The sequence below is a fragment of the Pseudoalteromonas sp. Hal040 genome (genome assembly GCF_037162425.1).
In the GTDB taxonomy this organism is placed as follows: domain Bacteria; phylum Pseudomonadota; class Gammaproteobacteria; order Enterobacterales; family Alteromonadaceae; genus Pseudoalteromonas; species Pseudoalteromonas gelatinilytica.
In genome coordinates this window covers 3,519,861-3,539,008 of the sequence record NZ_JARLUU010000001.1, presented here as the reverse complement: position 1 = coordinate 3,539,008, position 19,148 = coordinate 3,519,861, and the positions used below count along the sequence as shown (strand labels likewise).

Genomic DNA, 19,148 nt, shown 5'->3' with positions numbered 1-19,148 from the left:
GTTATTGGCTGGGATAAATGTTATGCCTGACTACGTTTTAACACTAGTTGATCTAGGCTGATTTTGCCTGCACCAACACTGGCTAATGCTAAAAAGCCGCCTGCCATTGCAATGTTTTTGTAGAACATTAAAAATTGCATTTGATCATCAAGTTGAAAGTGGAATAACAAAGCACTAACTAGGCTGAAACCAGCAAAAGCGACAGCGGTTAGTTGTGTTAAAAAGCCCAGTAAAATAAATAACCCGCCAACAATTTCAAAAGCAATCACAAACGGCAGTAAGAACTCTGGTAAGCCTACTGATGCCATGTACTGTGCAGTTGCATCAAAGAATTCTATTTTGCTAAAGCCGGTTAGTAAAAAGATGGCCGATAAACCAATACGTGCCAATAAAGTGCTAATATTTTGTAAGTGTGGTTGAGCTGAGATTAAAGTAAAAAGTTTCATAGTAGGTATCCTGTTTAGTTAAGCAGTGTGTCTGCGATGGAGTAACTATAAGTTCACTTTAAAAGAATTAAAAATTGTAAAATTAGCGCTTATCATTCTTTAAAAAAGAATTTAAAAGGAGGTTGAATATGAAGTTGTTGTTATTAATAGGGTTTTGTTTTTCGGTGGCTAAAAGTAGCTTAGTGTTTGCCGAACAAAATTTACCAAATAGTCGTCATTATGAGTTGCTAGCTTCAGATATTGCGGTGCAGCAAAGCTGGCAAGTTAAAGACACAATTAAAGGTTATGAGATGCTGGAATATCAAATTAACCTTAATAAAGGCACTACTTTAAAGGTTGATTTTTCTCCATCAAATTCAAGCAACTACTTTAATATTTTACCAAAAGGCAACCCAACTGCTTTGTTTGTTGGCCCGGCAAAAGGTGATCATGCCGAGATTAAAATTCCTGATAATGGCGATTATGTGATTCGGGTGTTTCTCATGCGCAATGCTGCGCGCCGTGATGAGCAAAGTGAATTTACTGCCGATATCGGCGTCGTAAAAAGTACATTAAAAGGCATGCATCCAAGCTGGGATGTCGATGGTGATGGGATTAATGATTGCGAGAAAGACGGTAGCTGCGATCACACGGTTGACTACAGTCTTCCTCGAAAGTCGAATTAGGTCTTTATTGAGGCCTAATCAGCTTATTATTCAGGCGCTACTTCAAGCGTTGTGAATAATGAGTAACGAACGTTATCGATATCGGCTTCTGTTGGTTTTTGATCAACAGATGCTTCAATCAGATACATATCGGCGTGAGCGAATGTCACCGTAAAGAAGCCTTTTTTATCGGTTGTTACTTTAACTTCGTCGCGTTCATTACGGTAGCGTGCACTACCACGAACAATAGCAAGCTCAACGTCAGCGGCTGGTTTGCCATCCATTAATAATTGGAACTTAGCTTCTTCACCAGCAAATAGATCGTTCGGGTGAGTAGGGCCTGAAATTTCTAGGCCTTGACCAAGTAATGTTGGCTTAGAAGTGCCATTACGGCTAACGAAGGTATCAACTGTTGCGATTGATTTTACAGTACGTACCTCGGTTGCACCTGCTGGTAGATCTGCTTCTTTTTTACCTGCGAACACACGACCGCGATTGCCGTCTTTATCTTTATAGAAAGTCATCAGCATTGGTTTTTGCTGCATAGCAATATGGTAAGTACCGTCTTGCGTTAAACTTACTGCAGCAGAATTTTTGCGTTTTAAGTAGTATGCGCGAATCGTTTCTTCAACCGGTTTACCATCTGGAGCAAGAGCAATTAATAGGTTGTCGTCATACTCAGCGCCTTTTTCTTTCGGGCGGTATGCTTTATCTGGGCTAAACAACTCATTTGAAATACTGGCATCGATCATCACATAGTGAGTTTTCTCACCAGATAAAGAAGTGTGAGATGGCATTAACCAACGAGCGTGTGCTTGTGCATAGCCAGACGCAAGTGCTGTGAAGGTCACAGCGCCGATCAGCGCTGTTTTTAATAATTTTAATTTCATTGTTTGTCCTTAATGACTGGTAATGGTAACAAAGCTAGTCGCGAACTCTTTTTCGCCTTTAATAGTGACTTTGCCGTCTTTCGTTAAGTCGATTTCAACGCGGGTGTAATCTCGACCACCTTCTTCACGTACAACTTCAACATTAAGTAGGTAGCTGCCAGGTTTAACTGGATTGCCCTTTAAATCTTTACCTTGCCACTCAATGGTGTAAGTACCAGGGCGTTTTGTTGCACCTGTAACACCATCAAAGTTGTCGTTGCTACGACCGGCTTTTCGCCACCACTGACGTAAGTCTTTAAACCACTCTGCTTTCTCAACCCAAAGTGCAATCGTAGTAACGTGTTTACGCTCAGGTGTTTCTAGCCATAGCGCCACATAAGGGCGATGATAAGGGGAAACATTTAGTTCAGGTAAAGTGAACTCAACAGTGAGGTTGGCGTCTTTTGCAATGCTCAGAGGGCTGAATAAACAGCTAATTAGTAGAGCAACGAGTAAGTGGGCTTGTTTCATTAAGATACTCCTTTAAGTTGAGGCACCCAAACTAGATAAATGACCAAAGGCGTGGCAACACCAAGCAGCGTTAACCAAAGGCCAGCGGCACGTTTTTTACGGTTTTGAAAGAGAATAATTAATCCGGTGATAGCAAACAGAATCATCAAAACAGCTGAAATATCAATGACCCAGCTCCATGCTTCACCTGTATGGCGGCCTTTGTGTAAGTCACCAATCAGGCTCATAAAGCCACCAGTTTGATAATCAATATTCAGTTCACCAGTTTGAAAATCGATTTCGGCGTATGCAAAGCCAGCCGGAAGCGGGTAGTCGAGCATTACCAAGGCATCTTCTTTTTCCCACTCAATACTTTTCACATTGCTGAGTGAAAATTGCTGCTGCATGTATTGCTCTATTTCAGGATAAAGGCTTGGTAACGTGTCGAGGTTTGCTTGTGCTTTTTCGAATAGCGCAGCAGAAACAAGCTGTTGGTTTTGACCATTATGTTTATCATTTTCGAGCCAACTAACGTGGTTAAGAATGATGCCGCTGACACAAAATAAAATAAGTAAAAAGAACAGGGCCGTTGAAAAATAAATGTGTAATGCACGGCTAACGCTGTAAAAGTTGCGCTTGTTAAATGAGAACATAATGCGGTTTATTCCGTTAAAGATACAAATATGATAATGATTTGTATTAACGATAACAAGCGAGTTTACGTTCTTTACATTTCTTTGTGCTAGAAGTGAAAAGCGAGATACGCCATTACTGCGAGTTGGGAACTGACTAAACAAGCAAGCAACATTAAGCGCATCTGCGTGGTTAAATTAACTTGAATAAGGGTTGGTTTATTTGGTGCAGAAGGGCGATTAATTAAATACGCTAACACGCTTAACTCAATCACTGCCACAAGATACATCACCCAAATTGGCGCGGCACTTTGCAGTAAAAAAACATACCCGATTGCCATCCCAAAACCCGCTAAGAATTTGGCTCGGGTAGGTACAACCTTATACTCTTGCCAGAATCTCAGAGGCTGGCCGTATCTAGGATGGTTGAGCAACCACGCAGACAGCTTGGGCGATGAGCGGGTGAAACAGGCCAATGCCAAGATAAAAAAGATAGTCGTCGGCATCACAGGCAGTGCAATGCCTATGATACCTAAACCCACCATCAATAACCCGAGTAATTGATAGCAGCCATTTTTATAGGCGGTAAACGCCGCTCTCACATTCATCAATAAAATTGAGCCTGATAAAACTTAAATCGTTGTTGTGCTTGCTCAGCACCCTCTATCAAGGTGGCCTGTTGCTCATCACTGAGTTCAAGGTTATCAATAAGATGGCTTAGTTGACAGCCCTTATTACATTCACTGGCTTTAGCTAGATAACGAGCACCACGTTGGTTATTTAACTTTAGCTCAGCTTCAACCTGTTTGCCTAATGTTGTCGCTGAAAATTGCGACCCTTCAATAACATATAGCCAGCCAAGTGCATAGGCAAAGTCGGTGTGTTGAAAACAGCGTGGTTGCAGTGTGCGATTTGGTAGAGGGTGTTTTAAATCGTTTAAGTCCTGCTCGATGAGGGGGAGTCGTGTACGATCAAATAAATTATCAACATATTTATGTAAATCAACGTGTTGATAAAGTTTCTCTACCTCGACTTGATAACTGTACTGTAAGGTTAGAAATTTTTTATAGTTATCTAAATCAGTAGTGGGTGATAGCGCTAATAAATGATGATCAATCTCTTTTGAGATGTTTACTATCGCTTGTTTTAGCTTTTCAGCTCGAGAAAGTAGCTCGAGTATTGGCATGAATAGGATCCTCAGCAACGTCTATAAAGTAAATGCACGGGGTAGTTGATGTTGTCATAGGGTGAATACCCATACTTCCTAAGTGATAGTTTGATAAAGCTGCTATGCAGTTTTTATCAATAAACTCGGCTCAGAATGGGAGTGTATAATAATGATTTTCATTTCTATAGCCAGAAAATGTTTTCACTAAAGGTACAGGTTGGACCTGCTCGTTAGTATTGAGGGCTGTTAGGGGGTGATGAATGAAATCAACAAAATAAAGTAAGGCGTGAGATTGTTGTGAGTTTTCGATTAAAGAAAAGCAAGGAGCCAACTCCTTGCTTTAAAAAATAAGTGTATTAGAAATAATACCCTATGTTGATATTGAAGCGGGTCTCGGTATCGTCACTGTCGCCAGCAACTGAACCACCAACAAATGGTTGGTTTTTCGCTTGTACAAAATCAAAGTAAGTGAATAAGCCACCTGCGGCAACAGATACACCGGTTACATTCATCCATGTATCTTCGCTGTTATCTGACTTGTCATAAATGATGCCGTAGTCATTATAAAACTGCAGGTTTGTTACCGGACCCCACTCTACAGGCAGGCTGTAAGCGATATTAGCATTAGTCATGGTTGCTTCTGCGGCAATACTATCGTAAAACGCATAAGCACCCACGGCCATACGGTCGACGTTGTCGATATCGTAGTTATACTCACCATGCTGTAGCTGGAAATTCCATGGACCGATAGTACTGTTTAAGTGCACTGCCCAGGCGTAGTAATCGCCGGCTTTATCTTCACCGTCATGCAAGCCACCCGATAAAGCAGAAACACCTAGCTCAGTGGTGCCGCCATCATGCTCAAAGTGATAACCATAACGACCAGAGAAGGTGTTGTACTCACCAATCGCATTGGTTGGTTCGGCATATACACCTTCATCAGCAGAGCGGAAACCAACAACATCGTATGAATAGCGGTCGCTTCTGTCGTCTACATAGCCGTCAACGCCACCTAGCTCATCATTTTTGAAAAAGCCAAGGTCAATTTGCCAGTTATCAGCAATTTTGCGCTTGAATAACACACCTAAATCATGGTCATCTTCAAGACCAATATAGTAAGTAGTGCCAAAGAAGTAGTTGTGCGAATTATATGGCCAGTTACCAAAAGGCACTTTGGTAATACCTGCCTGTACTTGCCAGTCTTCGGCAAAATCATAGGCGGCATAAGCATATTTAACTGCAGTCATGTAATCGAAAAAACGAATTTCAGCGTTGAGCTGCACATCACCAACATCGCCCGCAAAATTTAACCTAAAGATGTCAAAATCGAAGTCACCACCGCGATTTTTATTACCATCGTCATAGGATGTATAACTGTAATTAGTACGGACAGCACCTCCGATTTTAATACCGGACTCTTTTTTGGGTGCTTCAACAGCTGCAGTTTGTTGCTCAAGTTGCTTTTGTTGCTTAGCGACTTGAGCATCAATTTGCGCTTGTTTCTCGGCTTGTTGCTGAGATTTTTTCTCTGCAGCATCAAGTTTGGTTTGCAGTTGCTGCATTTGCTGTTTCAGTAATTGCAGCTGCTTTTGAAGGTCATCAATTTCAGATGCCTGACTCAGACTTGAAGTTGTGCCCAAGGCTATTGCGAGGGCTAACTTTGATAGTTTAAGCATGAATTATCGCTAGTTTGGAATGGGTACTAACTAGCATAGATGATATTCATGGTGAACCCAAGGGTAGTCAAAGAAATTTAATATTAATCAATCAGTTTTAATTTTTTCTATGGTTCAAAGGTCTTGGTGATTGCACCGACTTCAAGTAACGGTGACGCATCAAGTTGGTCTGCGTCCATCATGGCTGCAATTCGTTGCATAGAGGACAGCAGTAAACTTTGCTCCCATTCTTCAAGTGCAGAGAACTTTTCAATGAAGTGTTCTTGTAGAGGCTGAGGTGCCTGTTCGAGTAATTGTTTACCCCGCTCAGTGAGGTGCAAGCTAACGCGACGCTTATCAAGCTGGCTACGCACTCTAGTCACAAGTTCGCGGCTTTCGATTCGATCTAAGATATTGGTCACAGTCGCAGGACTTAAGTTTACATTTTGTGCAATGCGACTGGCGGTAATGCCATCGGTTTGTGCAACTTCATTCATAATGAGCAGTTGTGGACCTGTTAAGCCCGAGGTTTTGTTGAGCTGTTTTGAATGAAGGTCGATAGCTCTGATCACTTTGCGCGACGACACTAGTAGCTCGTCATACTTTTGCATGTTGATGTCTCTTAAAAAAGGCGGCGTGGAGCAACCGCAATCAAAAAATTTTACACATCTAATAAATTGAGTTCAAATAAATAATGACTATATTGCTTATAATTTATGGCCATAAAGGGTGTTTTTGTGCTTTCAAATTAATTAGAGCAGAAATTAAAAGCTAAAATTTTAAAAATTAGATGGAGTAATTGTTGTTAACACTTAAAATGCTACTACGAGGTGACACTATCACTTTGTAGTAAAACAATTTATACAAATAACTAAATATTATTTACTAAAAGCCACTGCATTGGGTAAGGTGGATTTTTCTTTCATTAAATGGGACGAATTATGAAGTTATCGCCATCTGTTACGATTGAGCAAAGTGAAACCGGGCTTGAATTTATTAAAGTTGCCAGTGAGTTTTGTAGCGCAACTATTTTTCTGCAAGGTGCGCAGATCACTGAGTTCACGCCAACCGATAAAAAGCCATTATTATGGGTCTCAGAATTAGAAGATTACCAAGAAGGCAAAGGTGTGCGAGGTGGTATTCCGATTTGTTGGCCATGGTTCGGGGTAAGTCAACATGAAGGCTGGCCGGCTCATGGTGTTGCTCGCACAAGTTTATGGCGCGCAGAAGAAGTGAAAGAACAAGACGATTCGATTTATATCAGCTTGTCATTGCCGATGACGCAAGTTGATGAAAAATATTGGCCTTATAAAACTAAGCTGTTAGCAGAATTTATTTTAACCTCTGGTTTAGAACTACGCTTAACAACCACAAACTTAGATAACCAAACTGTACAGTTCACTCAAGCACTGCACACCTATTTCCCAACGCCAGCCATTGAAGAAACAAAAGTAGATGGCCTGCAAGGCGCGAAATACATTGAGTTTGCTGAAGGTCCTTTTGAGCAAAATGAGTTAGTGTCGTTCGCACGTGAAACAGACATGGTTTACACCGAAGCAAAAGACACTCAACGTATCATCACACCTGATGGCATTATTGAAGTAGGCCGCGAAAACTCAACTTCGTGTGTTCTTTGGAATCCATGGATTGATAAGTCAAAACGCCTTTCTAATTTTGCTGATGACGAATACCACGTCATGCTGTGTTTAGAAGCGGCTAATGTTCTTGATGATGGTGTTGAACTTGCACCGGAGCAAGCCATACACTTGCAACAAAACTACGCTGGGTATAATTTATAACATATAACAACTCAGTGTTAGCACGTAAGGCCGGCACCGCTGGCCTTTACAAGGAATTACCGTGTTTAGTAATCAACAAATAGAAACCCTTCCAAAGCATCAAACGATTCAATTCCAACCACTTGCAGATAATGCGATATGGCATGTACAACTAAATTGGTTGTTGTTTTATGTACCTATAATGGCCGTGATTATTGCTGTTCGGCACTTTAATCCTGCTGTTAGCCAAGCTATTGCCACACCTTGGCTGCTGGTTTTGCCGTTGTTGGTAATACTGTCGATGGTCTACAACCTCTACAGTGTACGTGCCAAAGGCGTTGCAGTGAGAGTGCATGATATTGCGTTTAAGCGGGGTTTAATTTGGCAACAAACCACCTTATTGCCTATTTCTCGCGTGCAACACACCGAAATTCATCGCGGTCCAATTGAGCGAAAGTTAGGACTCGCAACACTCAGACTTTACAGTGCGGGTGGCATGAGTGCTGATTTACATATCAGCGGGTTAACTGACGAGCAATGCAATGATGTCCGCCAGTTCGTGCAAAGTTATGGTGATAATGCACTCATTCCAGAAAATGAGCTTGCCGATGAGTGATCAACAATGGCAACGGGTATCGCCATGGGCGCTACTGTATTTTATTGTGCACTTTGCACTGCGCTTTATAAAAGATGGGCTGCTTAATTTACTGCCAATTTTGGTGTTATTTGTCACGCAAGTTGAGCAAAAGCTGTTTTGGGGGCAAATAGCCGCTGCTGTAGCCTCGTTAGTTTTAGTGCTGTACGCCTTTGCTTATTATCGTAATTTTAAATACAGCATAACAGGTGGTAACGAAATACTGCTCAATAAAGGAGTATTCAAAAAAGAGCGGCTAACCCTTAAATTTGCTCGAGTACAGAACGTCAACATAGCCGAACCATTTTATTTTCAGCCGGTTAATTTGGTTAATTGTATTTTCGATGCCGCCGGTAGTAGTGCTCAAGAAGCGGTGATCCCAGGTGTAAAGCTTAGTTATGCCGAGCAAGTGCGCGAACAAGTTATGGCGTTTAAGGCTCAGTTACAGCAGCAAGAGCAGCCGTCTATTGAGCAAAGCGAAGCAACAGACACGCCGCAAACCTTAACGATCAGCAATGCTGAAATTGCTAAATTTGGCTTGATGTCGAACATGGCAATATTGGCATTGGCCGCGCTTGCCCCATTTATGAATATGATTTTTGAGTACCTCGAAAAAACCATCATAAACCGCCTAGAGGCAATGCTGATTGAGCAAGCCGCGTTCGTTGGTAGTGCCGCTGCAATCGCTGTTTTAATAATGGTTGTTGCTATTGTTTTATGTGCCATTTTACTTTCTGTTGTTATGGCTTTGGTGCGCTTTTTTAACTTTCAACTGTATTTTCAAGACGATAAGTTTAAGCGTGTGGCAGGTTTATTTGAGCGCCAGCAATTATCGATAAGTGTGTCGAAAATTCAAAGTGTGCAAATCAAACAAAATATTATTGCTCGGCTCCTTAATCGCTATACCTTAATTTGCCCGCAAGTGAGCAGTGGCGGTGTGGCTGCTGGGGTTGCGGCTCATAAAAATAAACAAACGTTAGTGATGCCAGTAATCACTAAAGAGCAAGTACAAGCCGTGTGTGGCTGGTTATTTCCATGGTTTGTTGATTTAACAGAGCTTAACTTTATTAAGCCTGAGCGAGCTTTACTTTATAAAAATACGTTTTTATATGTAATCCTACCTACTGTATTTTCTGCTTTAATTTTCAATGCCTTATTTGATGCAGCTACGATGCTGTGGAGCATTGTCGTGTGCTTAGTTTTGATGATCTGTGTGTTTTTGAATTATCAAAAAACGGGTGTAGCTTTGTATCAACATGACGGCCGTTTTTTTGCCGTATTTAAGACTGGCATGCTGGGTGTGCAGTATCGTGTTTTTGAAATCTATAAAGCGCAAAGTGTCACCACAATAAGCACTTATTTAATGCGTCGTTCACAGCTTAAAAGCTTGTATATACAACTAGCTTCTGGCTCTGTATCAATGCCTTACTTAAAAGCGGAACTGGCTGAGCAGTTTGCTGATTTCGCCCTATATGAAATAGAAGGCGTTGAGCGGAACTGGTTTTAAATGAAAATAATTCTCAATATCATTGAATCGTTTTAATATTGAGGTATACTAGCGCAACGTCAATAACCACGGGTGCGCAATGATTTATTTACTACCTATTTTAGCTATTTCGGGTGTTGTTGCCTTATTGTGTTATGCACGTTCGCAGCAGGAGTGTAAGGGCTTGTGTGTGAGTGTCGCTGTGACTGCAATCGCGTTACTCGTAACCGCAGCTTTAGTCATCGCGGGACTCGGTGCATTAAGAAGCAGCCTAATGTTTGCTGTGACTATTTTTATTATTTATCAATTACTCGGTTTAGTACGACCGATCAGACTGGAGTAATTTCTTACACTTTTTAACTTCAGGCTTTTAAAAAAGCATCGCATACTAATTCTTAAATTAAGCAACATGCTAATCAAGGATTGTGATGAAAAAAGCCCTGTTAACTGCGGCACTTCTTGCCGCTGGCCACGCTTCAAGCCAAGAGACTTGGCAAACTATTCATACCGAACACTTTAATGTGCATTTTAGTACTGAGAATCAGCAATGGGCCCGCTCAGCGGCAACAGAGCTTGAAATTGTTCGCGATAAGGTACTAAAACAGCAAAACCGTGCTCTTGATGAAGTGGTCGATGTTCTGGTTTTCGACCCATTTAACGCCTCCAATGGCTTTGCTTTGCCGGTGACTAACAAGCCTCTAATGGCTTTGTTTACCACGCCTCCACAATCCGACACGGTGATTTCTAACACCGATGGTTGGCAGCAGTTATTAATTTTGCACGAATATATTCATTTGGTGCATCTTGCTCAGCCTACTAGAAGCGACGTGCGTCAGGCTATTCGCAATAGTTGGGATATTTATGATTTAGTTGATGGCGAGATGCCGCGCTGGGCTGCCGAAGGGTATGCAACGCTGCTTGAATCGAAAATGACAGGGCGGGGTCGTTTATACGATAACCTTTCAGAGGCAATATTGGTTGAATTTGCACAGCAAGGTGCATTGCCACGATATAGCCAATTGAGTAGTACAGAAGGGGGCTTTTTAGCTGGCTCAATGGCGTACTTAATGGGCTCTCGCTTTCTAGCATGGCTAGAAGAGAACTATTCCGCGCAAACTCTTGATGCAGTTTGGACACGTATGCAAGCGGTTAAAGCACGTGATTTTGATGAGGCCTTTAGCGGGGTATTTGACGACTCACCTGAGCGACTCTATCGTCGTTTTATTGCCGAATATACCTATAAAGCAATGGCTAAAGAGGTAAGTGAGCAAGCACTCACAAGTAAGCTTTGGTTAGAACTTGATTTATACGCCTCGAACCCTGTTTTAAGTTTAGATAACAGTAAACTTGCTATTGTTGAGCGCAACAAAGATGACGAAACCCGTTTAGTCATTTATAGCACGGATGATAATCAACAGGCTGCCGATGATTTTGCAAAGCAGCAACAAGCGTTACTTGATGATGATCCCGTCGATATTGTAGATAAAGCCCCCAGTGTTTTTAAACGTAAGCAAAAACATGTGCTTCAGCAAATTAATAGGCAAGGTATAAAAAACCCGCAGTGGTTAGACGAAAATACACTGTTTTTCACCGCCACCACAACCGTTGCTAAAGGCTCCATTCAAGGTATTTCAGATCTATACCGCTATGATATTGATACAGGTGAAGTGAGAGCTTTGACGCATCATGCAGGGCTGCGCCGCTTTAGTATCACTGATAACGGGCAAACTGTTTATGCTGAGCAAACTAAGCATGGCTTCTCGGAGCTGGTACGTCTTGACCTCAATACGGGTGTCGCTACGCCTTTGTTTGAGAAAAGCCTAGAAACGGTTTATGACTATCCATTACTAAGCCCTAATAAAGCTCAACTTGCTTATTTAAAAGCGACATTGAATGCCAACTGGAAGTTGTATATACAAGATTTGAGCTCTCAGCAATCAATAGTTGTGCCTATGCCTGAGGGCTATCAGTATGTGTCACAACCTAATTGGCAAGCAGATGGCAAAGGGCTATATTTTGTCGCGGGTAAAAATAAAGCTCTCGATTTATATCATTATGATCTACAAAGCAATTCACTCCACCAATTAACGCAAGGCCAAGAAGCTGTTGCACACCCAATGGCAATGAATAATGGTGAACTTTTGTATTTATCGATCACTGCACAAGGGCCGAATATCAAGCATTTTGCTGAGCAACCACAAGGGTTAGAGGTTGTTGAATTTGCTAAAAGTGCAGCGCCACCACGAGGGCAAGTAACGAGCGAAGTATTACCTGAGGCGAAAATCTACCCGCAAAGCCCAACTGAGCCAGCTGATTATGATATTTGGCAGCAAAAACCCACCTTTTCGCTGGCATCTCAGTATTATTCGGCATCATCTTCGCTGCTTACCCTTGGAGTAAAAAGTAACGACTTTTTAAAGCAGCTCGATTTACAAGCAGGCTACAGTGCTGATTTACATGACAAAGCATTGGAAGGGGTGTTCGCGGCCGCTAAGTACTCAGCGTTTGATTTAAAATTTAAAGCGCTGTTATTTGATTACGACTTTGAATCGGCAAAACAGTACCATTCACAAATACCGGTGAAAATAAGTAACACTGGGGCGCATTTAGCCATGAGCTACCCGTTGCAGTTTCAGCAGCTTAGTATTACACCGAGTTTGAGCTATAACTACAGTGATTTTAGTAAGGGGGATGATCAATGGTTAACCCTTGGACTTGAACAAAAATGGCAACATGATAGACAGCGATACGGTTTTGCTCAGTCTGTGAGTGCTCAGTGGCTATCCGGTGATGCCAACTCGAATAATTGGCAGGGCTATAACTTTGCCACCGTATTGAGCGGTTATGCTTTTGATATTCCTGTTTATGTTAATTTTGCACAGCAATATCGCGATGACAGTACTCTTGCGCTTGGTGGTTATGAGTCAAACTTAATTAATAATGACACGCAAAGTGGCTTTGTTGTTGCTCCTGAGCTGCCGTTTATTAGTCAAGCAGGTAACCGCTATAAAGGGTATGGCGGGGGCATTAGTTACAAAGATTCATTACCTTGGCTTTATTACCAACAGTATCAAGTTGATAACCGAGTTTATGCACAAAGTTATGGTCTCAAGTGGCAAGGTGACTTTAGCTTTGGTATGGGGCCCGCTGGTTTGAACGATGTAAATATAGATTTTGGCGTCGCCCGGGTAGAAGGCGACGACTTTGAAAATGATTTACGGGCTTGGCTAAGCTTCTATTACTCGTTATAGCCTAGTGTTGATCAGTTAAGGCGAAAAGCTTGGCGTGATATAGCGCCAGTTTTTCGTCTTTATTTTCTATCTCAATGGCTTTTTCTAGCCACTCCTTAGTGCTTTTTTCATTTCCTTGCTGATAACTAATAATCGCTAATTCGATATAGGGTTCAGATAAATAAGGGGCTAATGCAATGGCATCTTCGAGCTGTTGTTTCGCCTTGTAAAGTTGGCCATTGTTACGGGCGTTAATTGCCGTTGCCAGTAACTCGAATGGATCTTGCTCAAGCATCGCCAACTCTGAATTGAGCTGCTCTGCCAAAACCTGATCATTCAGTTGCTCGGCCAGCACCGCGTAATTATGTAGTAAATTAGTGTCTTTAAAGCCATGCTGCATTGCTGTTTGATAAATATGTTTTGCCCCTGCTAAATCACCCGCTTGGCGATGTAATACGGCGGCTAAATTATAAAGTGATGCCGCATTTGGAGTGTATTCATTGGCTTTTAAGATATAGCTGTAGCTTAAATCGAATTCTTTCAAGGCCAGTGCTTTTGCGGCCAAGTTACTATAATAACGGCTGATCAAGTCTTTTAATTCAGCTCGACCAGAGTAAAAACTACCACGTGCTGGAAAGTAATCGATGACTGTACCTGGTGGAACCAAGTAATTACCGCCCTCATTTAAAGGCGCGTAGACTTTGGTGCGAAAATGGCCTGACACATACACGATGTTACTTTGTTTACTGTAAACCGGTTCACTCGACACAGCTTGAAAGCTGGTTTTAAGTCCTGCTAGTTGGGCATAGGCATGGGTTAAGATTGCTAAGCTGATACAGTTACCCTGATGACCTTGAAGAGTCTGCTGGGCATTGAGCGTAGCGCTAAAGTAATTAAAATTAGTGAGTTTACTTTCTAAGTAGCTATACAGGATTTGGTCGTCTCTTAAATCACCCCCTTGACGCGCGGTAAAATAATTAAGGAAACGTTTCTGCTCATCCGCAGGGAGTGTAAAGAGTTCAGGGTCGCTAAGTTCAACGTGTTTAAAATGTGTGGTGTTGAGTAAGCTGGCTACACTCGGTGGTGGCGTTGGTTGTTGTTTTGTACTTTTACATCCAACTAAAAAAGCACTCAAAACAAGCGCATATAAAATCGACTTCATAGCATTACCCTCCTGAACACTAATTACTCAATGTACCCAGATCGCAGAGACTATTCAAGCAGCTAATGAGTGTCATGGATTGTAAACACCCTGTATGGTTATCTTGCCAATAGACTGTTGTTTGTTTTTTATTCTTTATTGCATTCTAAAACGCTCTCATTACAATGCCGCGCTCTTTTAAATCGCTTAAAAAACATGGGTTTACTCTAGTTTTATAGGCGATTTATAAACTGCTAACTTATTAACTAAATTGTAACGAGAGAGGTCTGTTTTGGCGCACTTTTTGCCGATTATTTCATGCTTTATTTTAGCGTTTAGCTTTTATCCGCTTTTAAATAAGATCCGTAAAAATCGCAGTGTGTCGGGCGTGTCGCTGTTAATGATGAGCTTTGGGGTCGCGCAAAGCGTGTATTTCATCACCTATAACTTGTTCTTTCAGCGCTTTTACATGGTTTTGCCGTTCGTTGTTACTGGCATGCTAAGTGGTGTGATCCTTTATTACTTTGTTCGTTACAATGCTGAGCGAAAGCAACGTATGCAACTAGCCGGGTTATTAGCCATGTCACTCGTACCTTTTAGTTTGTTGCTGAACCCTTATTATGAAACGGCAACAGTGCTTAATTGGTTAACCTATGTGGGATTAGTCATGAGCTCTATTCGTGTTATGCCGCAGACTTATAAAACCATTAAAAGTGGTGATATTAGTAATTTAAGTGCGCGCTACTTTAGCCTACAGTTTGTTGCTGGAAGCTGCGGCCTCGCTGCCGAGCTTGCTATGGCGACACCGAGTGTGTCTCACATACTAACCTTTGTGATGATATTACTGACCAATGCCGCGCAACTAGGATGTATTCAGTATTATAAATCACGCCCAGCAATGGCTTAAATGTCTAAGTAATATTCCGTTTATTAACTCGTTGCTTTATGGCACATTATCTTATCGCTATCGAAAGGATAAGATATGAATTGGAATCAATTAGGCTATTTATGTCGATTATTATCGCCAATAAGTGGCCTAAATAAAGCACAGCAAGAAGCGCTTAGTGCCCCGCAACACTTAGAAATTTATAATGATGGACAAAAGAATAGTCCATTAGCCACTAAGCTTGCAAAAGACCTTAAAGAAGCTGAAGGTGAACAGCAGCAAAGGTTAGCGTTAAGTTATGCCGCGTTATCATCAACACTAAAAGAGCACTCTTTCGACTATAAAACCAAGTTGCTTTATCTGGGTGTACTTTTCTCAGTTTTCATCCTCGTTAACTTTATTTATCAGCAATTTGTGATTCCTTCATTCTCAAATGTGTTTAGCCAATTTGATGTGCAAGTTACAGAGCACATGGCTAATTTAGCTAGGTTCTGGCTGGTAGCAAGTATTGCGCTCGGCTTGTTCTTGATGGTTATTATATTTACTGTAAATGCACTTCGACAGTTTGCAAATCTGACTTTACTGAATGCTTCATCAGCCCAATTAGGGCTAATAATCCCCAAACAAATTAGGCACAATTATGACGCTTTAGTCGCTCTAATTGAGTTTCCATTGTATGGAACACTACAGAACGATAATCGTGAGTTATCTCATTTAAAAACATGTCAAAGTAATGGCTTGGATATTGCCGAAGAGCTAAAGCTCCTTGTAGTCAATAAGCTTGAAAGCTTACGCGGCGATATCACAGCGCATATCAACAGACTCATCACTATATTTAGTATTTTATTGGTGATATTAATTGCCCATTTCTTAATGGGAGCATATGAGCCTCTATTCTTAATGGGAGAGATAGTATGAAAAATAAAGGATTTACGCTGATTGAGTTAATGGTTGTAGTCGCCATCATCGGCATTTTAGCTTCTGTTGCATTACCACAATACAGTCAATATATTCAGCGCAGTGAACTAGCGGATCCCTTAGCTATGGCGTCAACCATTCGAGAAGACGTTACAACCTTTTATTTGGAGCACGGCCGCTTTCCAAAAAACAATGAGCAAGCAGGTGTCCCTGCAAGTAAGTTTTTAATTGGTAATCGGGTTACGGGGATCACTGTTGAAGACGGAGCGATTCATATTAGTTTGGGTAATAAGGTATCGATGCCTTTGCAAAATACAGTATTAACTTTTCGCCCTGCGGTTGTTGTCGGAAGCCCTACAAGCCCTATCGCTTGGCTTTGTGGGTTTGATGAACCTGTAACGGGTATGCAAGCGGTTGGTGAGAATAAAACGACTGTGCCAAAAGATATATTACCTTCATCGTGTATTGATAGAGGCTGATTTAAAAAACAAAAGGCTGCCAAGTGGCAGCCTTTTATGTGTTGCTAAGCTTATGCTTCGAGGGCTTTACTAATTAAGCGATCGATATATTGCTTATGTGCTTTAGCTGCGGTGTCTGCACCCCATGGCACGCTCATATCAGCAATTTGATTTAACTGATAAAGCGCAGCTGCTTTGGCTAGGTTGTCGTGCTTACTCGCTTTGCCTAAACCAGCAATCGCGATTAGCTGATTCACATATTCAATTTGTAGGTTGTGACTTAAGGTATTTGCCTTTTTGCTGTCTACAAAAATGCTTGCTGTTAAGTCATTCATAAATTGGTTAAGTGAATACTCATTACCATACATTGCGCTGTCTGAAATACGCAGCATGACAGCCGGGTGTAATAACTGAGCAAGTACCAGCTTTTGCATGCCTAAAATCATGCCGTGTGGTTTAGGGTCTTCGTTCTTACCATAATGGTTGAAACCACGACGTTGCTGTAGCAGGTAGTTATAAAGTGGCTGCATATTAGCAAGCACATTTGGCGAGAATACTTTGTCGGCTAACACTTGCATTGCATGTTGCTGGCGTTCAAGTGGCACTGGCGTAAATGGCGTGCCATTTTTATCATCGCCCACCACATTACGCTCTACATAAACACCACCGATTTGACGTGACACTACGCCGGCTTGTGTTCTGTAGCTACCAAATAGAATGTTCGCTGAGGTAACAAGTTGTTGGTATGACTCGCCATTCACGGTGGCTTTGTCTTTAAGTTCAGTAAATAACTTATTGATAAGTGCCATACGATCATCAGCATATGCGGCAGGATTCGATGACATATCGCCAATCATCACGCGAGGGTCGATATGACGACCAGGGGCACGCATGTCATCAGCATCATTACCAAACGCTAAACCGTGCTCTGATGAGCGAGCGAGAATTTTCTCAAGGCGTTGTCGCTCAGCCGCTTTATCAGCTAATGCTTGGCTGTAGCCGTATTCAATCGCCCAATCATCGTAAGGGCCAGGTTTGGTTTGGAAAATATCACCTTGCTGCATGCCAATAGGGGCAATGTTTGCTGGTGCATAATCCATAACAGAACCCGTTACGATACCTTGTGTTTTACTCTTATCGTGAACTTCTTTTTCATCCCACAAAATAGACGACTTCATATTGTGGTTAAGACCAAGGGTATGACCTACTTCGTGTAACACCAGCTGAGTTAAACCTTGGCGTAAAATCTCTTTGTCTTCAATGCTCGCACCTGTGCCTAAGCCTTTAGCAAGTAACATGTTTTCTTGAATACTGTGACCCAGTGAACAATGCAGTTCTGAGGTGCTTGGGCTGCTTTGAAGTGTTGCTGCACCTTGCGTGTATAAGGTGTCGTACATCCAACGGTTTTTCATGAAAACATACTCTAACATGATGTCAGAGCCTAAGATCTCACCAGTCAACGGGTTAGCAAGGGCTGGGCCGTAACCACCAAATGGTGGGCGTGGTGATGCAGTCCAACGTAATACGTTGTAGTTAATATCGCCCGCATCCCAATTTGCGTCATCAGGTTGTACTTTTACTTCGATGGCATTTTTAAAGCCCGCTTTTTCAAATGAGCTATTCCATGCCAGCACGGCATCACGAATGGTGTCTCGCCACTCAACAGGCGTGGTATTTTCAATCCACCAAGTGATCGGTTTAACTGGCTCAGAAAGTGCAGCTGATGGGTCTTTCTTTTGCAAGTCCCAGCGCTTGATGACATCTTCATAAGGTGCCCAGTCTGCTGATGTCATATTGTCGAATTCGTTAGTAAAATAACCAATACGCGCGTCATCTTGACGAGCTTGATAATCATTTTTTGGTAACGCAACGAATGAATGCTGGACTTTAATTGAAACATTACGAGGGTCGCTTACGGCACCAGAGCCTCGTACAGTTGGGTTGGCATTATTGAATACATAATCAACCACAACATCTAGGTTATTTGGGTAAGGGCGCTGTTTAATGATACGCGACTTTTTGTCGTTTAATTTACCAAGTTTAAAGCGTTTGCTGGCATCTTTATCTTTTGGGTTCGCCCAAGGTGAGACTTTATGCAGTGCTTCACTCAAAAATAGCTTATCAACATTAAAGGCAATTTTGCCGTCTTCTTCTTTTTCGATTTTGATACTCGCAAGGACAGCTTCGCTAATGTTGGCATCGGCAGAGCGTGCTAAGGCTGAGTTTTCATCAAATTTATAGCGCGGCGTTTTGCTAATAATATCAATGCGGTCAAAATATTTACGGAATTCAATTAGCTTTGTCTCGCGGTATGCCCCTCTGAAGTGACCTGCATCAGTAACACCATCAATGGTGTGAGCAAAATACACAAACGGCGTATCGAGTTGAGATTGGTCGATCACCATTAAGTTGTCGCCCGTTTTCGCATCTTGGTAAATACTGAAAACACCGGCAAACTCGCTTTTATCTTTGATCATTTCAGCCAGTGTTTTTGGCTTCTTTTCTTCTTTTTTCGCTTCGGCGGCGTGGCCATTCATGGCAAACGCTAGGCTTAGTGCCAGCGCAATGTTTGTTATTTTCATTGTTAACTCGTTCCTTTAATTATTTCTCAATCAAGTTTAATGAATTAACCCTTTGATAAAAGAGTGTTTGTTAACAAGTGTGAAAGGGAGAGTGTAAGCTTTTGATATTAT

At 41.8% G+C, this 19,148-nt stretch carries 17 protein-coding genes and 2 pseudogenes; 9 read left to right on the top strand and 10 right to left on the bottom strand.

Annotated features, from left to right (window positions below):
* Positions 1–20: 20 nt before the first annotated feature.
* On the bottom strand, positions 21–446 hold the full coding sequence (locus P4S60_RS16515; protein WP_054562973.1) for a DoxX family protein: 426 nt from the start codon (positions 444–446) through the stop codon (positions 21–23).
* 128 nt (positions 447–574) lie between these two features.
* On the opposite strand from P4S60_RS16515, the gene P4S60_RS16510 reads away from it, so the two are divergent.
* A complete protein-coding gene (locus tag P4S60_RS16510) occupies positions 575–1,111 on the top strand; it encodes a hypothetical protein (RefSeq protein ID WP_337116658.1) in 537 nt (178 codons plus the stop codon).
* Between the two features lie 26 nt (positions 1,112–1,137).
* On the opposite strand, the gene P4S60_RS16505 is transcribed toward P4S60_RS16510, so the two are convergent.
* From P4S60_RS16505 to P4S60_RS16475, 7 genes and pseudogenes are all read right to left on the bottom strand, one after another.
* Positions 1,138–1,980: a DUF4198 domain-containing protein gene (locus tag P4S60_RS16505; protein ID WP_063700888.1), complete on the bottom strand. Its 843-nt coding sequence runs from the start codon at positions 1,978–1,980 to the stop codon at positions 1,138–1,140.
* A 9-nt stretch (positions 1,981–1,989) separates the two neighbouring features.
* A complete protein-coding gene (locus tag P4S60_RS16500; protein WP_337116657.1) occupies positions 1,990–2,490 on the bottom strand; it encodes a DUF2271 domain-containing protein in 501 nt (166 codons plus the stop codon).
* Positions 2,490–3,122 carry a PepSY-associated TM helix domain-containing protein gene (locus P4S60_RS16495; RefSeq protein ID WP_119853676.1) on the bottom strand — a complete coding sequence of 211 codons (633 nt, stop codon included), beginning with the start codon at positions 3,120–3,122 and terminating at the stop codon, positions 2,490–2,492. The genes P4S60_RS16500 and P4S60_RS16495 overlap by 1 nt, the downstream gene beginning before the upstream one ends.
* A gap of 197 nt (positions 3,123–3,319) precedes the next feature.
* A pseudogene (locus P4S60_RS16490) lies at positions 3,320–3,709 on the bottom strand (YbaN family protein); the annotation flags it as partial.
* The gene (locus tag P4S60_RS16485) at positions 3,709–4,287 is read right to left on the bottom strand and encodes a biliverdin-producing heme oxygenase (RefSeq protein ID WP_337116656.1); all 579 of its coding nucleotides are present in this window, start codon (positions 4,285–4,287) and stop codon (positions 3,709–3,711) included. The gene P4S60_RS16485 and the pseudogene P4S60_RS16490, both read right to left, overlap by 1 nt.
* A gap of 338 nt (positions 4,288–4,625) precedes the next feature.
* Positions 4,626–5,945, bottom strand: a complete 1,320-nt coding sequence (locus tag P4S60_RS16480; RefSeq protein ID WP_337116655.1) for a porin — start codon at positions 5,943–5,945, stop codon at positions 4,626–4,628.
* A gap of 107 nt (positions 5,946–6,052) precedes the next feature.
* Positions 6,053–6,535, bottom strand: a complete 483-nt coding sequence (locus P4S60_RS16475; protein WP_337116654.1) for a MarR family winged helix-turn-helix transcriptional regulator — start codon at positions 6,533–6,535, stop codon at positions 6,053–6,055.
* 330 nt (positions 6,536–6,865) lie between these two features.
* On the opposite strand from P4S60_RS16475, the pseudogene P4S60_RS16470 reads away from it, so the two are divergent.
* The 5 genes and pseudogenes from P4S60_RS16470 (at position 6,866) to P4S60_RS16450 (ending at position 13,073) form a co-directional block, all read left to right on the top strand.
* Positions 6,866–7,716 (top strand): annotated as a pseudogene (locus P4S60_RS16470) (D-hexose-6-phosphate mutarotase).
* 68 nt (positions 7,717–7,784) lie between these two features.
* The gene (locus P4S60_RS16465) at positions 7,785–8,318 is read left to right on the top strand and encodes a PH domain-containing protein (protein WP_337116653.1); all 534 of its coding nucleotides are present in this window, start codon (positions 7,785–7,787) and stop codon (positions 8,316–8,318) included.
* Positions 8,311–9,843 (top strand): PH domain-containing protein, encoded by a 1,533-nt coding sequence (locus P4S60_RS16460; RefSeq protein WP_337116652.1) that lies wholly within the window; start codon positions 8,311–8,313, stop codon positions 9,841–9,843. The genes P4S60_RS16465 and P4S60_RS16460 overlap by 8 nt, the downstream gene beginning before the upstream one ends.
* A gap of 79 nt (positions 9,844–9,922) precedes the next feature.
* Entirely contained in the window at positions 9,923–10,165 is a 243-nt protein-coding gene (locus tag P4S60_RS16455) for a hypothetical protein (RefSeq protein ID WP_105181001.1), read from the top strand.
* 85 nt (positions 10,166–10,250) lie between these two features.
* Positions 10,251–13,073 carry a TolB family protein gene (locus P4S60_RS16450; protein WP_337116651.1) on the top strand — a complete coding sequence of 941 codons (2,823 nt, stop codon included), beginning with the start codon at positions 10,251–10,253 and terminating at the stop codon, positions 13,071–13,073.
* A 1-nt stretch (position 13,074) separates the two neighbouring features.
* Here the strand turns inward: P4S60_RS16450 and P4S60_RS16445 are convergent, their stop codons facing one another.
* Positions 13,075–14,214, bottom strand: coding sequence for a tetratricopeptide repeat protein (locus tag P4S60_RS16445; protein ID WP_337116650.1), 1,140 nt, complete (start codon positions 14,212–14,214; stop codon positions 13,075–13,077).
* 271 nt (positions 14,215–14,485) lie between these two features.
* On the opposite strand from P4S60_RS16445, the gene P4S60_RS16440 reads away from it, so the two are divergent.
* The 3 genes from P4S60_RS16440 to P4S60_RS16430 all read left to right on the top strand — a co-directional run bounded on the left by P4S60_RS16440 (position 14,486) and on the right by P4S60_RS16430 (position 16,476).
* The gene (locus P4S60_RS16440) at positions 14,486–15,100 is read left to right on the top strand and encodes a hypothetical protein (protein ID WP_337116648.1); all 615 of its coding nucleotides are present in this window, start codon (positions 14,486–14,488) and stop codon (positions 15,098–15,100) included.
* A 75-nt stretch (positions 15,101–15,175) separates the two neighbouring features.
* Positions 15,176–15,997, top strand: a complete 822-nt coding sequence (locus P4S60_RS16435) for a hypothetical protein (RefSeq protein ID WP_337116647.1) — start codon at positions 15,176–15,178, stop codon at positions 15,995–15,997.
* A complete protein-coding gene (locus P4S60_RS16430; protein WP_337116646.1) occupies positions 15,994–16,476 on the top strand; it encodes a pilin in 483 nt (160 codons plus the stop codon). Before P4S60_RS16435 ends, P4S60_RS16430 begins: the two co-directional genes overlap by 4 nt.
* A 50-nt stretch (positions 16,477–16,526) precedes the next feature.
* Here P4S60_RS16430 and P4S60_RS16425 read toward each other — a convergent pair whose 3' ends face one another.
* Positions 16,527–19,037: a zinc-dependent metalloprotease gene (locus P4S60_RS16425; RefSeq protein ID WP_337116645.1), complete on the bottom strand. Its 2,511-nt coding sequence runs from the start codon at positions 19,035–19,037 to the stop codon at positions 16,527–16,529.
* Positions 19,038–19,148: the final 111 nt, after the last annotated feature.

Coding starts and splice junctions, on each gene's coding strand:
- P4S60_RS16475 (WP_337116654.1), bottom strand. CDS start 6,535: ATGCAAAAGTATGACGAGCTACTAGTGTCGTCGCGCAAAGTGATCAGA.
- P4S60_RS16455 (WP_105181001.1), top strand. CDS start 9,923: ATGATTTATTTACTACCTATTTTAGCTATTTCGGGTGTTGTTGCCTTA.
- P4S60_RS16430 (WP_337116646.1), top strand. CDS start 15,994: ATGAAAAATAAAGGATTTACGCTGATTGAGTTAATGGTTGTAGTCGCC.
- P4S60_RS16515 (WP_054562973.1), bottom strand. CDS start 446: ATGAAACTTTTTACTTTAATCTCAGCTCAACCACACTTACAAAATATT.
- P4S60_RS16495 (WP_119853676.1), bottom strand. CDS start 3,122: ATGTTCTCATTTAACAAGCGCAACTTTTACAGCGTTAGCCGTGCATTA.
- P4S60_RS16460 (WP_337116652.1), top strand. CDS start 8,311: ATGAGTGATCAACAATGGCAACGGGTATCGCCATGGGCGCTACTGTAT.
- P4S60_RS16500 (WP_337116657.1), bottom strand. CDS start 2,490: ATGAAACAAGCCCACTTACTCGTTGCTCTACTAATTAGCTGTTTATTC.
- P4S60_RS16505 (WP_063700888.1), bottom strand. CDS start 1,980: ATGAAATTAAAATTATTAAAAACAGCGCTGATCGGCGCTGTGACCTTC.
- P4S60_RS16480 (WP_337116655.1), bottom strand. CDS start 5,945: ATGCTTAAACTATCAAAGTTAGCCCTCGCAATAGCCTTGGGCACAACT.
- P4S60_RS16425 (WP_337116645.1), bottom strand. CDS start 19,037: ATGAAAATAACAAACATTGCGCTGGCACTAAGCCTAGCGTTTGCCATG.
- P4S60_RS16445 (WP_337116650.1), bottom strand. CDS start 14,214: ATGAAGTCGATTTTATATGCGCTTGTTTTGAGTGCTTTTTTAGTTGGA.
- P4S60_RS16450 (WP_337116651.1), top strand. CDS start 10,251: ATGAAAAAAGCCCTGTTAACTGCGGCACTTCTTGCCGCTGGCCACGCT.
- P4S60_RS16510 (WP_337116658.1), top strand. CDS start 575: ATGAAGTTGTTGTTATTAATAGGGTTTTGTTTTTCGGTGGCTAAAAGT.
- P4S60_RS16485 (WP_337116656.1), bottom strand. CDS start 4,287: ATGCCAATACTCGAGCTACTTTCTCGAGCTGAAAAGCTAAAACAAGCG.
- P4S60_RS16435 (WP_337116647.1), top strand. CDS start 15,176: ATGAATTGGAATCAATTAGGCTATTTATGTCGATTATTATCGCCAATA.